The following is a 14322-nucleotide window of genomic DNA, read 5'->3' as shown; positions in this document are numbered from 1 at the left end:
GTGCGGCGTTGACCAAGCAGGAGTCCGGCAGCCCGTTGCTCGACGACGTCCACCGCGTCATCGCCGACCGGGCGTGCGCCGTCCTGTCGCTGGACGTCTTCGACACGGTGCTGTGGCGCCGGGTGCCCCGCCCCACCGACGCGTTCGCCCTGCTCGGGGCGCGGATGCGGGAGTCGGGCCTCTGCCCGCCCTGGGTGACGGACGCGACGTTCCGCCGCATGCGCATCGCCGCCGAGGACGCCGCGCGCCGCGGCCGCGACGCCCTCGGCACCGAGATCTCGCTCTTCGACGTCTGGCGCGCGATGCCGGACGGGATCTTCGGCGCCGCGTCCCTGGAGGACCTGGTCGAGGCCGAGATCCAGGTGGAGCGCGAGCTGACCGTCGTGGACCTGGACGTCGCCGAGGTCGTCCGGGCGGCGCGCGAGCAGGACCTCCAGGTCGTCCTGGTGTCCGACACCTACTTCACCGAGGACCACCTCTCGCGGCTCCTCGACCGGCCGGAACTCGGCCCGCTGGACGGCGTGCGCGTCTTCCGCTCGAACCAGCACGGCACCGACAAGGCGTCCGGCCTCTGGGAGATCGTGCTGCGCGATCTCGACCGCGCCCCGGAGCAGATCGTGCACGTCGGCGACCACGAGATCGCCGACCACGAGGTGCCCCGCAAGCTCGGCATCCGCACCGTGCACTACCGCAGGCTCGACGACCCCTACCTCGACGTGCTGGGACGCGAGAAGGAACCCGTCCGGCCGTTCGACGACCACGCCCCCGACCTGGACGGCCGGCACGGCGACTTCGGCCTCACCAGCCTGCGCGCCAAGGCGGTCCACTCCGGCGTCCCGTTCACCACCTCCGCGCTGGACGTCGCGTGGCGCTACGGCGCCGGCGTCCTCGGCCCGGTGCTGACCGGCTTCGCCGAATGGGCGGCGTGGCGGGCGCACGAGACCGGCACCCGCCGGCTGTGGTGCCCGATGCGCGAGGGCGAGCTGCTGTCCCGGCTGATCAACGAGGCCGCCGGGGCGCGCGGCTGGGACGTGCACGCCGCCCCGGTGTGGCTGTCGCGGTTCACGACCTCGCTCGCCGGGCTCGACCCCCACGACACCGCCGCGGTGCACGCCTTCGTCCGCACCGGCTACCGGCTGACCGTCCGGCAGGCGCTGTCGGTCCTGGAACTCCAGCCCGGCGACGTGCCCGGCCTCGCGACCGAGCTGGACACCGTCATCGACAACGGCGACATCGCCGAGCGGGTCGCCCGCGCGCTGACCGAGACGCCGCACCTGTGCAACCGGCTCGCGGTGACCGTCACCGCCGCCCGCGAACGCATGATCAAGTCGCTGCGGGACGCGGGCGCCCTCGGCGACGACGCGCTCGCCGCGGGCGAGCTGACGCTCGTCGACCTCGGCTGGGGCGGGACGATCCAGCGCCAGCTCGCCCGCGCCCTGGAGATCGCCCGCATCGACGTCAGGCCGGCGGGGCTGTACCTGGCCACCGACGGCCGGGCCGAGCGCGTCCACATGGCCGGCCTGCGCGCCGAGGGCTACCTGGCCCAGTCCGGGCATCCCACGCACGTCGCGGCGACCGTCACCCGCAGCCCCGAGATCGTGGAGCAGTGCGTCAACGCGCTCTGCGGCTCCCTCATCGGCTACACCGAGGACGGCGCGCCGGTCCTCGGCCGGACCGCCGACTCGCCGTCCCAGAACGCCGAGCGCCGGACCGTGCAGGACGGCGTCCTGGCGTTCCAGCGCATGTGGAACCGGTACGTCGCCGCGTCCGACGGCGCCTGGCCCGACCTCGCCCGCCCGGAGGCGGCGCGGAACCGGCTCGCGCGCATCCTGGTGGCCGCGCTGGAGTCGCCCACCCCCGACGAGGCCGCCGTCTTCGGCAACTGGACCCACGAGGACAACTTCGGCTCGTCCCTGGTCACCACGTTGCTGCCCGCCGACATCAAGGCGGCCGTCCCGTACCTGTCGCCGGGCGACCTCGGCGACCTGCACATGCGCGACTCGTTCTGGCCCGCGCTGATCGCCGCGTCCGACACCGGGCTCGGCGCCATGGCGAGGGCGATCGCCGACGGCGCCATCGACGCCGAGGCGTTCGACCCGTCCGGCGAGAAGCACGAGACGCGGCTGCGGTTCCGGACGGCCGACGACCGGTGGCACGAGCCCATCCGGCGCCGCGTCCGGATCAACCACAACGGCCTGTCGTTCTCCCGGCTCTCCTTCGAGCACCACGACACGGTCGACATCTCGCTCGCGATCCCCGGCCGCCCCGCGATCGTCCGGGTCGACTGGATCGAGGCCAGGGTCATCGCCGGCGGGCGGCGGCGCGAGCAGGTGCTGCGCTGGGACAAGCCGGAGGACTTCGTCGGCCTGCACTACGCCGACTGCCGCTACCTCGGCGGCAACCTCATGGAGTTCGACACCTCCTACGCGGCCGTGTGGCTCCCGCTCGCCCGCCGCGCCGGGGTGCCGGCGGTCTCGTCCGGGCAGATCACGATCGCGTTCGCGATGCTGCCCCAGTCGGCGACGGGCATGGCGCCGCGCATGCCGGTCGACCGGAGGGCCGAGCGGGCCGCCCGGGCCGCGCGGCTCACCGAACGCGTCCGCACGGAGTACCGGACCGCCGGGGTCCGCGGCATCGCCGCCGGAGCCGGACGAGTGGCCAGGAGGAAGCTCGGTGACACGTGACCTCGGGGCGGCCGCGACCGGATCCCCGGACGACCCGCACGAGCAGTCCCGCGCCGCCCGGGAGCAGCCGCTGCTGCTGCACTCGATGGCGGTGTTCCGCGAGCTGTTCGAGACGGTCTTCCGCTGCCGCGACGTCGGCGTCGTCGTCGAGGTCGGCGTGGAGTCGGGACAGGTCAGCGCCCTGTACGCCGACCTCGGCGCGACCGTCCACTGCGTCGAGCCCGCACCCGGCGAGGAGCTGCGCGCCGTCCTCGACGGCGACCCGCGCCTGAACCTGGTGGAGGGCCTCTCGCCCGCCGTGCTGCCCGACCTGCCGGTGGCGGACCTCTACATCCTGGACGGAGACCACAACTACGCGGTCGTCCGCGACGAACTCGCCTGGATCATGGCGAACGCCCCGGACGCCGTGGTCGTCCTGCACGACGTGCTGTGGCCGTGCGGGCGCCGCGACTTCTACTACCAGCCGTCGCCGGTCGCGCCGGAGGACGCGCACCCGGCCACGACCGACGGCCCCACGGTCTGGCACGACGAGCTCACCCCCGCCGGGTTCGTCGGCGACGGCGCCTACACCGTGGCCGAGCGGGCGGGCGGACCCCGCAACGGCGTCCTCACGGCCGTCGAGGACGCGCTGGACGGGGCCGGCGACTGGCGGTTCCAGATCGTCCCCGCCGTGTTCGGGTTCGGCGTCCTCGCCAGGACGGGCGCACCCGGCACGGACGCCGTCTTCGAGGCGCTGCGGCCCTACACGTCCTCGCGCCTGCTCGCCGCGATGGAGAACAACCGCATCGCCCTCTACACGCGCGTCCTGCAACTCCAGTACGAGGCGGCGGCCCGCACCAGGGAGGCCACCCGGCTGACCGAGACCGTCAACGCCCAGCAGCAGGAGATCGCCCGCCTGAAGTCCGAACTCGACCGGGCCGCCACGGAGAACGCGTCCAGGAGCCAGGAACTGCGGCGCCTTCAGGACACTCCACCCGTCCCGGCGCCGGCTCCGGAGCACGAGCTCGGGGCGGCCGTGTCCAACCTCGGCCGGGCGCTCTCCGCCCGCATCCGCAAGCCGCCGGGGTCCCGGCCGTGAACCCGCTGTCCGGCGACCGGACGCCGCCGGGCGCGGTGACCTGGCCCGCCGCGGCCACCGCCACCGGCACGGGTTCCGTGGCCGGTGACGCCCCAACTCCAGGAGAGGGAGCAGGCAATGACGGACTACGTCTCGACCGTGGCGATGCACCGGGCCACCTGGGGAACCTTCCTCGAACCTGACCCGAACCTCGCCGGCGTCGAGAACCTGCACGAGGCCTTGCACATCCCGATCCGGGGAGGCCATCGCGCCGAGCTGGAGAAGTTCGTCGGCAGGAACGCCGTCTTCGACCGCGCGGCGGCCAGGATCAGGGAGGCGGGCCCTCTCTACGAGGACCAGTGCAGCGCCTACCACTACTACGACCTGTTCTGCTGCGTCGAGCGTTGCCATGGGGAGCTGACCAGGCTGGTCGACCTGGGGGTCTTCATGGGGGGCTCCTCGGCCGTCCTCGCCGGCTGCGTCGAGCCGATGGGACTCGAACTCGACCTCGTCGACGTCAACGCCGCCTACCTGCTGTTCACCTACGAGCGGCTGCGCCGCATCTTCCCGCGCGCCATGACGCGCGTCCGCATGTTCCACGGTGACCTGCCGACCTATGTCGCCAGCGTGCTGGACGCCGAGCCGCAGACGCGCGCCCTGGTGCACCACGACGGTGCGCACGGTTTCGACCAGGTCGTCCGGGACTTGAGCGCGCTGTTCTTCGTCCGTGACCGCGTCAACGGACTGGCGATCCATGCCACCCACCTGCGCGGCGACATCCAGTACCTCAACTTCGTCGACGCCGCCGTCCACGCGATGTTCGGCGCGGGGGTCAAGTACGAGCCGCTCGGTGCGAACTTTCCGCCTGACGTGCCGGTGACCGTTCCGAACAGATGGAACGGGAACTATTTCCTCGCCGGACAGCCGGAGGGGATGTACATCCCGTTCGACGGGGTGGAGTGGAAGTACCCGTATCCCACCATGGAGCTGGAGGCGTTCCTGCCGGTGAAAGCGTCCCCCGCGGGCTGACGCTGGCCGGATCCGGCCAACCCCGAGCCGGGGTGTGCCCGATCTTTCCCGCGGGCTGACCTGGTGACCGATTTGACGAGCGAGACGGGTCGTCCGCGGGGCTGTTCCATTGAACGTGGCGCGGGAACGCGGGAAGCTCTTTACCCTGTGCTGTGTAGGAAACCGACCGTAAGCAACCGAACCGGCCACCCCCAGGCGTTCCATACATTCCCGCGACTCCCAGGGGTCTCTCGACGTGACGGACATGGCGAGCGGGTCCGCGATGGCGCGGCTCACACAGGCCGACCGCGTCTACGTGGGCTGGCGCTACGCGCAGGTGCACCCCGACCCGGGGCCGCCCCCCGACCGGCCTGAGGCGCCGGCGCGGGCGCCGCTGCCGCCTCCCGCGCGGCGGCCCGGCGAGGACATGGCCGGACGGCCGCTGCGCATCGCGTTCGCCGGCACGCTGGTGTTCGTCGTCCTGTTCCTCCTGTGCGGCGCCGCCGGGGTCATCCCGTGGGCGTTCGCCATCGTGGCGCTGCTGGCGTGCGGCGTCGTCCTCGCCATCACCGGCGGCGCGCTGTGGCGGGACGAACGAGGCGTCCGCGAACGGATCGCCCACGAGCGGGACGCGGAGGCGCGCGACCGGGCCGCGCGCGAGCGGGCCCGCAGGAAGGCCGACGAGGCCTACGCCAAGGAGCGGGCCGAGTGGGAGCGCCGCCAGTCGGCGTACGAGAGCCAGCGCGAGTGGTACCCGGTGGCCGTCCCGCCCGGGGTCGACCGGGTGGACGTCGTGGGCGGCACGCTCGCCGGATGGTCCGCGGCCGTCACGACGATGGGCGCGGCCAGGCTCGCCGTGGGCGCGCGGCTGACCGTCATCGACCTGTCCGAGGGGGCGGTCGCGCACGACCTCCTCCGGCTCGCGGCGGACCGCGGCGACGACCCGCTCGTCTGGGTCCTGCCCGCCGACCTCCCGCGCCTCGACGCCACCCGCGGCCTCAACCCCGAGGCGCTCGCCGACGTGCTGTCCCTCGTCGTCAGCGCGGGCGAGGAGGAGGGCGGCACCCGCGACCTGTCGTTCGACAACTCGATCCTGGAACGCCTCATCGAGGTCCTCGGCCCGGACACCACGATCCCCAAGATCACCGCCGCCCTGCGCGTCCTCGCCCAGGTCGGCGACCCCCGCGACGACCTGCGCAAGGGCCTGCTCACCGACGAGCAGCACGAGCGGATCGCGACCCTCTTCGGCCGCGACGCGACCGACCGCATCGTCGTCCGCCGCGCGTGGGCGCTGGAGGCGCAGCTCCGCAAGCTGGAGAAGCTCGCCACCGAGCCCGTCCGCCTGCCGCCCTCGCGCCTGCACGTCGTGTCGATGGACCGGCGCGCCGGCGTCCTCACCAACCGCATCCTCGGCACCTACGTGACGACCGCCCTCACGCACCGGATCCGCGAGGCCCCGCCCGGCGGCCGCTGGGACCACACGCTCTTCCTGTGCGGGGCGGAGAAGCTGCGCGGGGACGTCCTCGACCGCCTCATCGACGCCTGCGAGGCCACCGGGACCGGGCTCGTCCTGATGTACCGGTCGATCCCCGGCCACGTCCGCGAGCGCCTCGGCCGCCGCGGCCACGCCGCCGTCGGGTTCATGCGGCTCGGCAACCCCGAGGACGCCCGCGTCGCCGCCGAGCACATCGGCGCCGGCCAGCCGCTGCTCGTCGCCGAGATCACCGACTCGGCCGCCGAGACGCTGTTCGATGTGGCGGGCGAGTCCTACGCCAGCACGGTCGCCTACGCCCGCCCGCGCGGCGACGGCCTCACCGACCCTGTCTGGACGCCGCTGCCCGCCCCAGCGGCCGACGACTCCGTCCTGGTGGAGGGCATCAGCTCCGCGACCGCCTGGGGCCGCACGGTCGCCCGCCCGCGTCCCGACAAGCAGCGCTTCCGGGAACTGCTCATCGAGCCCCCGCAACTCCAGGAGCTCCCGCCGACCGCCATGGTCTTCACCCACTCGGGCGCCACAGGCCGCCGCACCCTCCTGGTGGACGCGAACCCCGGCATCATCACGCTCCCGACCGCCCACTCGATGGAGTTCGAGGAGTACCTCCGCGAGCAGGCGCAGATCCCGGACCAACCCGCCGAACCGGACCCACCCGAGCCCCCGAAGCCCCCGGAAGCTCCAGTCCCGCCCCGCCTCCAGAAAGCCCGCCACGCCCTCCCCAGAGGCACGGCCCCTCGCCAGTCCCGCAAGGTCCCACCCCTGAAGCCCAACGGCCGCCACAAGGCCAACCCCCCGTCCACCCCCTGACGGCGGTCGCGGCCAGGTCAGCGAGTCGTGAGGGCGTCGGCCACGTCCGCCAGTTCGACGCGGTCACCGCCGTTGGAGCCGCTCGGCGGCTGATCAGCAGCGGTTCCGGCGGTGGGGCAGTCCGATGATCAGTGCGGCCCCGACGGTCAGGTGCATGCCGAGCAGCACGAGCCGGCTGCTGGTGTCGGCGCCGCTGCCCAGCGGTCCCACCAGCGAGAGGGCCAGGGTGATCAGCGTGATGATCCGGAAGGTCCGGGCGGGGTGGCGGACGGTGCGTTCCAGCAGGGCGAGCAACCCCCAGGCGGCCAGGCCGGCGGCCAGCGCGGTGCCCACGACGGCGGCCGGGCCGATGTGCTGGGTGGAGTCGCCCTGGCGGACGGCGAGTGCGCTGCCGGCCCACGGATCATTGACGGCCCAAAGGGCCAGAGCGCCGGCCGCTCCGGCGGCGATGGTGATCGCGCGGCCCCTGCGCCGGGCGGTGGTGCAGGTCTTCGCGGTCTGCTGCGTGTCGTTGCTCATGCCGGTGAGCATCGCGCTAGGGGCAGGAACGGCACATCACACCACAGGCCACACCGACGCGCTCAAAAGAGAAGCCGACCACCGACTTTGGCAGGGGGTCCGTGCCCGCCACCTGCCGATCAACCTCGACGAGGCGCCATCCAGGGCGGTCCGGGCGCTCGGCGCCACGCGCCCGGACCATCGGCAGGCCGTGCCCCTGACCTGCGAAGCAGGGACGGCAAGAGGTCCGTGGGGCCGTATCCACAGGGTGTGGAGGCTTCTGGGCGTGGTCTGAGGCGGGGCGGCGGTTGCCGATCTTGGTCTCGGGAGGACTGTCCCTGGAAACGTGGCCAGACAGGCCATGGATCTCCACGGGAATGATCCATGGCCTGAAAGGCCATGGACCGTCCCGGCCTAGCCGGAACGGAAACAAACAATGAGATTGACCTACTGGTCCCAGCTCGTGGACCCCGCCAAGGGGCGGACCTTCATGTTGGGTTCGCTCGCGATCGTCGGTGCGGGCTTCGTGTTCACCCGGCCCCTGCCCTCCATCCAGGGAACGGTGGGGATGACCCTTTTCGGAGGGGGCTTCCTCATCCTCTTCGCGCTGGTGCGGGAGGGCCTCGGGGGACTCGACCCGCGTCGGCTGACACCGGCCCAGAGGAAGGGAATGCTGCGGCATTCCGTGACCTCGTCACTCATGAAGATCGGAGGACCGCTCGCGTTCGCCGCGATCGGCGCGGGCACCTACTCCTCCATCACCACCTTGGGCAGCCTTCTCGCAGGGGTCGCCCTGACCTCGATCATGGGGCGCTGGCTTCGCGTCATCGTCATCCTCGGGGTTCTCCAGGCGACCAATGTCCTGGCGGAGCCCGGAAACGTGAATCTCCTCGGGCTCGGCGCGGCGTTCGCCGCGGCGACCCACCCGTTCGACCTGCCGAACCAGGCGAAGTTGATGGGGGAGAAGCGCGATCAGTGCGTCGCGCAGGCGAACGTCATCTGCCTGATCGTCGTCCTCCCGGTGTGCATCCCGCTCACCAGCTACCTCGGATCACCGATCGGGGACTGGAAGTGGGGTTTCACCGAGATCGTGGCGATGGCGATGGCAGGGTTGCTGGCGACGGCGCTCGCCGCCGTCATGCAGACCCGCGCGTCCAAGTACATCAGCCGCTCGGACATGGGTGCCTGGGCAGCGACCGCCCCGGCGGTACAGCCGATCGTGGCCATGCTCGTGGCCCCGTTGGTCTCGCTGTTCATCCAGGTGCCGACCCTGATCCCGGACGCCCCGCAGTGGACGGCGTTCGCGATCGTCGCGATCGCGTCGACCTACGCGGTCAAGGTGGACTCGGCGGCGGCTCAGGCCGCCGATTCCCCTGAGAAGGAGCGTGGGAAGGCGCTGCCCAGGGAGTGATCCCAGATGACGCCGCGACAATAGACGTCGAGGCGCCATCATCACTTTCGCAAGGAGAGGGAGCCCGGTCCAAGCCGGGCTCCCTCTTGCTGTCCGGTGTTCTTCCCGGCGGAGCATTGGCGTGGGGGGTTGGGGCGGGGTTGGATGCTGGGGTGACTATGCCCCCTGGTTCGTCTCGTGCTGGTCGGCCGCCCTCTGGGTGGGGTGGTGGGATGGCGCAGGGTGGGCCGCCGGTTGCTGTGCCCGGGACGCCGTTCGTGTTGCCGGGGCCCTGGTATCGGATCCAGGCGATTCCGGTGCCGCAGCGGGAGGCGTCCGCGGAGTGGGACTTCGTGAGCGTGCTGCCCGCGGCGCTGTCGGCGGCGCGGTCGGGGAGGCCGTTCGTCGTCGGGTGGCTGTCGGCGGGCGGCGGGGCGCCGCTTGAGCTGATCACCAATGCGGGGCCGATCGGGGCGCCCGAGGCCGGGGCGGAGACGCACGGGCTGCTGTTCCCCAGCGGGGCGCGGGGCGTGCCGATCGGGGACGGGTGGCTGCGGCAGGCCGAGCGGATGGAGTGGACCCGGTGTCCGGGACGGCTCGCCCCGCAGGGGTCCGGGGCGGGGCCGGGGCTGTTCGAGTCGACGCTCGTCACGTTGATGGAGCGGCCGTTCGGGTGGTTCGTGGTCGCCGATCCGTGCGACGAGCGGCTGGTCGACGCCGAGATGCGCGAGCTGCACCACGAGTTGCGGATGTTGCGGCGGGGTGAGGACGAGCATGCGCGGCTCGCGGTCGCGCGGGCCGATCGGCGGCTCGCCGAGCTGGACGCGTTCCGCGAGGCCGGGCTCTGGCAGGTCCGGGTGGTCGCCGGGGCCGCGTCGCAGGCGGAGCTGGTGCAGATCGCGCCCGTGCTGGTCGGTTCCATGGAGCTGGGGCACCATCCGTACCGGTTGAGGTCGGGGCAGGGGAGCGGGTCGTTCGCCGAGATGCTGGGCCCGGGGGCGGCGCCCGCGCCGGTGCGGCCGATGAGCGAGGCGGAGCAGCGGTTCCCGTTCGTCGCGACGGCCGGGGCGCTGGCGGCGCTGGCCGGGCTGCCGCGGCGGGAGGTGCCGGGGCTGCGGGTGCTGGACGCCGGGTACTTCGACGTGACGTCCGAGACGGCCCCGGCGAGCGGGGAGGCGCAGATCGAGCTGGGCGCCATCCTGGACGGGCAGGACCGCGAGGTAGGGCGGTTCGCCGTGCCCCGCTCGACCATCAACCGGCACGTGTTCGTCACGGGCGCGACCGGCGCGGGCAAGTCGCAGACCGTCCGGCACCTGCTGGAGCAGCTCACCCGGGCGGGCGTTCCGTGGCTGGCGATCGAGCCCGCGAAGTCGGAGTACGCGGCGATGGCGGGCCGCATCCAGGACCTCGGCGGGCCCGTCACGGTCGTCAACCCCTCGGACCCGGACTCGGTGCCGCTGTCGGTGAACCCGCTCGCGCCGGAGCCGGGCTACCCCGTCCAGGCGCACATCGACATGGTGCGGGCGCTGTTCCAGGCCGCGTTCGACGCCGAGGAGCCGTTCCCGCAGATCATGGCGCAGGCGCTGCAGCGCGTCTACGAGAACAACGGGTGGGACGTGGTGACGGGCGGGGGCGTGCCGGGGTCGCTCATCGAGCCCGCGGTGCCGACGCTGGAGCAGCTGCAGAACGCGGCGCTCCAGGTCATCCAGGACGTGGGCTACGGCCGCGAGCTGATGGCCGACGTGCAGGGGTTCGTGGACGTGCGGCTGCGGTCCCTGCGCATCGGCTCGGCGGGACGGTTCTTCGAGGGCGGCCACCCGGCCGACATCGGCGGGATGCTCCGCGACAACATCGTGCTCGCCATTGAGGACGTCGCGAACGACGAGGACAAGGCGTTCCTCATGGGGACGCTCATCATCCGCATCGTCGAGCACCTGCGGATGCGGGAGCGCAGGCGCGACCGTGCCACGGGGTCGGCGCTGCGGCACGTCATCGTGATCGAGGAGGCGCACCGGCTGCTGCGCAACCGGGGGCCGGAGCGCGGCAGCTCCCACGCCGTCGAGCTGTTCGCCGGGATGCTCGCCGAGATCCGCGCGTACGGCGAGGGCATCGTCGTCGCCGAGCAGATCCCGACGAAGCTCGTCCCGGACGTCATCAAGAACACGGCGCTCAAGGTGGTGCACCGGCTGCCCGCGTTCGACGACCGGCACCAGGTCGGCGCGGCGATGAACCTGGACGGCGACCAGTCCCGCGAGGTGGTGTCGCTGCGCCCGGGCGTCGCCGCCGTGTTCGCGGACGGCATGGACCGTCCACTGCGCGTCCGGGTGCCGCTCGGCGAGGGCCGCGAGGCGGAGCTGCCCGGCCCGCCCCCGCCCGTGGACGGCCGGCGGTCGGCGGCGTGCGGCTGCGAGTGCCGTTCGGGGCGCGCCTGCACCCTGTACGAGCTGCGCGAGGCGGACCTGATCGCGGGCCATGCCGACTGGGCGTGGCTGCGCCTGTGGGCCGACACGCTCGTTCTGGCGCATGTGGCGAACCGTCCGATCCCGTCGGTCCCGCCCGAACTGGGGCGCGCCTGGTCGCGGCTCACGCCCCGGCTCCGCGAGTGCGCGCTGGCGACCGTCCTCGAACGGGCGGTGTCGCGGCGGTCGCGGGGGCTGCGCACCGCCTACCCGCCGGCCGACCTCACCGCCGCCGTCGCCGAGGTCGCGCAGCGCCTGCTCGGCGGCGGCGCGCCGGGCGCATCCCCCGGCCCGCAGTGGGTGGTTCCGCAGGTCAGGTGGCTGCACGAGCTCGACAGGCTCTTTCCCTACGGCGGCGGCGCACCCGACAAGCACGCCCTCGCGCCGCCCCTGGACTACCAGCTCCCCGGCCTCAAGCAGCCGCCGGACGCCAAGCTCGGCCACCGGCTCCGCGCCCTGCGCCGCCACCCGCTGTCCATGGAGCTGGAACGCAACCGTCCGGTCGCCGCGACCGCCCTCTACGGCGACGACGACCAGTCGGGCTTCTTCAAGGACCTGGCCGTCGTCGCGATCGGGTTCGACGAGGACGACCAGATCGAGCACGTCGCCGGGACGATGCGCGTCACCGGATGGCTGGAACCCGTCCTGAGCTGGTACGACCGCTTCGTCACACCGTTCGAGGATCCGTCCAAGGGGCTCGCGTTCCTCAACCCCCAGGCCGAGTGACTCAGATGTCGCTCTCGGTGCGGGTGGGGAGGCCCACCTTCTCCGCGACCACGTTCCAGTAGCCGATGAACTCGCTCTTGGCGGAGCTGGCGCGCTGGTTGACGTCGGCGACCTCGCTCTCGGACGGGCAGCCGGGCGCGCCGGCGAGGTAGCGCTGGTTCGACTCCGTCGACGCCTCAAGGGCGCGGACGAGCGCGGCCTTCATCGCCTCGCCGTCGAGGAGCGCGCTCACCTCCAGGCTCCGCGCCTTCTCCAGCTCGCCCCGGCGCGCGTCGAGGACGCGCCGCACGCCGCTGACCGGGCAGCCCTGGGTGACGACGGTGCCGAGTTCGGAGCGGGTCCCGCCCATCTCCTCCAGCAGGTCGTTGACGGCGCGGGCCTGCGCGTCGAGGTCGCCTTCGCTCGCGGGACTGTCGGACGCGGACGCGACGCCCTGGCTCTGGCCCGTGGACGGGCCGGAGGCCGCGGGGGGCGAGGAGTCCGATCCGCTCGGCCAGAACACGATGCCCAGCGCGACCCCTATCAGGAGGACGACGCCCGCCGCGCCCAGGAAGTAGGGCATCGTGCTGCGCTTCGGCGGCGCCGGAGGCTGCCAGATCGCGGGTTCGGACCACGGCTCGGCCCACGGCTCGGGGGAGAGATGCGTCGTCCGCTCCTCGGCGGGCGGCATGTTCAGCGTGTGGTCGGGCCGTGCCTCCCACTGGACGGGGCTCTGGTCGGCCCACGGCGGCGGCGCCGGTTCCCACGGCACCGGCACGCCGCCCGGGGTGCTCTCTCCCGGCGCCCCGCCGCCGTACTGGGCGCCCTGGACGGTGGCGTCGTCCGCGTTCGGCGGGGGGCTGCCCATCGGGGTGCCGCTGTACGGGGCGCGGTACGGGTCGCTCTGGATGGTCGGGTCGTCAGCGGGGGGCGGGCTTCCGGCCTGGGGGGCACTGCCCATCGGGGCTCCGTACGGGGCGCCGTATGTCGGGCCTTGGAGGGTCGCGTCGCCGGTGCCGGGCGGGTTCCCGCCTGGTGGCGCGCTGCCCATCGGGGTGGCGCCGTACGGGTGGTCGTGAACGGTGGCGTCGTCCGCGTCCGAGCCCCGCCCGCCCGGCGGTGGGCCGCCGAAGGGGTCGCGGGTCGTTTCGTCGGCGGTCGCGTCGCCCGCACTGGCCGTGTGGTCCAGGGCGGTCGCGTCGTCTGCGCTCGGCGGAGCGAGGGGTGCGTTGCAGCGCGCGCACCTGGGCGACGACGAAGCGGAGTCGGTTCCGCAGTTCGGACACCGCATGACGGCCCCCTGCCCGGTGAGTTCGAACGGTCAGAGAATACTGCGTGACCGACCGTTACACCCGTTTCCAGCTACGTTGCGGCTGACCGGTCTTCTGCGCGACCGGGTTCCACAGGACGACGAACTGCTTCTTCGCGGCCGTCGCGCGCCGTTCGGCGTCGGCACGTCCGGGGACCTGCGCGGCGCTCGGGCGCGGCTTGCCCTTGCACTTGCGCTGGTTCGCCTGCGCCCACCTCAGCAGCACCTGGTCGACCTGGAGCGAGGCGCCCAGCGCCTGGTGCAGCGAGCCGCGCAGCCGCTCGCCGTTCGCCAGCTTGTCGACCTTGAGGCCCTGCGTGCGGCGCATCTGGTTCGTGCGGCGCTGCGCGACCGTCTGGAATCCCTGGATGGCCTGCGGCAGCGTCTTGCACCTGCCGGCCCGGCCGAGCGCCCCGGCGAGGACGCGGCGGGTGTCGACGCTGTCGTTGATGATCCCGTTCAGGACGGCGGCCTGCTGCTTCATCTCGGGCGGGATCGCGTTCTTCTGCGCGACCTGCTTCTGGGACGCCGCCGGGGACGGGTCGCCGCCGGTCGGCGTGTCGTCCCCGGACGGCCAGGCGACGAACGCGACGGCGCCGACCGCGACCGTGACCAGCGCGGCGACGGCGGCGACCAGCGGCTTGCTCGTCCCGCTCTTGCCCTGGCCCGGCCCGCCCGGTCCGCCGGGCGGGAACTGGCCCGGCGGGAAGCCGCCGTACGCGGGGTCGCCCGGCCCCATCGCGCCCATGGGCTGCATCCCGGGGCCCATCGGGCCCTGGTGCATGGGCCCGTTCTGCATCGGCCCGTTCTGCATGGGCCCGTTCTGCATGGGCCCGTTCTGCATGGGCCCGTTCTGCATGGGCCCGTTCTGCATGGGCCCGTTCTGCATGGGCCCGTTCTGCATGGGCCC

At 73.1% G+C, this 14322-nt stretch carries 8 protein-coding genes and 1 pseudogene; 6 read left to right on the top strand and 3 right to left on the bottom strand.

From position 1 onward, the window contains the following. The first annotated feature begins 8 nt into the window (after positions 1–8). The 4 genes from AB0K37_RS07490 (at position 9) to AB0K37_RS07475 (ending at position 7051) form a co-directional block, all read left to right on the top strand. Positions 9–2684, top strand: a complete 2676-nt coding sequence (locus AB0K37_RS07490) for an HAD family hydrolase (RefSeq protein ID WP_363976282.1) — start codon at positions 9–11, stop codon at positions 2682–2684. Continuing rightward, positions 2674–3762: a class I SAM-dependent methyltransferase gene (locus AB0K37_RS07485; protein ID WP_363976279.1), complete on the top strand. Its 1089-nt coding sequence runs from the start codon at positions 2674–2676 to the stop codon at positions 3760–3762. The genes AB0K37_RS07490 and AB0K37_RS07485 overlap by 11 nt, the downstream gene beginning before the upstream one ends. Positions 3763–3879: 117 nt before the next feature. Beyond that, a complete protein-coding gene (locus AB0K37_RS07480; RefSeq protein WP_363976276.1) occupies positions 3880–4770 on the top strand; it encodes a class I SAM-dependent methyltransferase in 891 nt (296 codons plus the stop codon). A 244-nt stretch (positions 4771–5014) separates the two neighbouring features. After that, positions 5015–7051 (top strand): hypothetical protein, encoded by a 2037-nt coding sequence (locus tag AB0K37_RS07475; RefSeq protein WP_363976273.1) that lies wholly within the window; start codon positions 5015–5017, stop codon positions 7049–7051. A gap of 93 nt (positions 7052–7144) precedes the next feature. Here the strand turns inward: AB0K37_RS07475 and AB0K37_RS07470 are convergent, their stop codons facing one another. After that, complete coding sequence (locus AB0K37_RS07470) at positions 7145–7570, bottom strand: DUF6069 family protein (RefSeq protein ID WP_363976270.1); 426 nt, start codon at positions 7568–7570, stop codon at positions 7145–7147. Between the two features lie 442 nt (positions 7571–8012). On the opposite strand from AB0K37_RS07470, the gene AB0K37_RS07465 reads away from it, so the two are divergent. After that, positions 8013–8960, top strand: coding sequence for a hypothetical protein (locus tag AB0K37_RS07465; protein WP_363976267.1), 948 nt, complete (start codon positions 8013–8015; stop codon positions 8958–8960). A gap of 296 nt (positions 8961–9256) precedes the next feature. Next, positions 9257–12124, top strand: a complete 2868-nt coding sequence (locus AB0K37_RS07460) for an ATP-binding protein (protein WP_363976264.1) — start codon at positions 9257–9259, stop codon at positions 12122–12124. A 1-nt stretch (position 12125) separates the two neighbouring features. On the opposite strand, the gene AB0K37_RS07455 is transcribed toward AB0K37_RS07460, so the two are convergent. Both AB0K37_RS07455 and AB0K37_RS07450 read right to left on the bottom strand, forming a co-directional pair. Beyond that, positions 12126–13064 carry a hypothetical protein gene (locus tag AB0K37_RS07455; RefSeq protein ID WP_363976261.1) on the bottom strand — a complete coding sequence of 313 codons (939 nt, stop codon included), beginning with the start codon at positions 13062–13064 and terminating at the stop codon, positions 12126–12128. 385 nt (positions 13065–13449) lie between these two features. Further along, a pseudogene (locus AB0K37_RS07450) lies at positions 13450–14322 on the bottom strand (hypothetical protein); the annotation flags it as partial.

The sequence above is a fragment of the Actinomadura sp. NPDC049753 genome, from assembly GCF_040674655.1.
GTDB lineage: Bacteria > Actinomycetota > Actinomycetes > Streptosporangiales > Streptosporangiaceae > Spirillospora > Spirillospora verrucosospora.
This window is presented reverse-complemented; position numbering and strand designations above follow the sequence as displayed.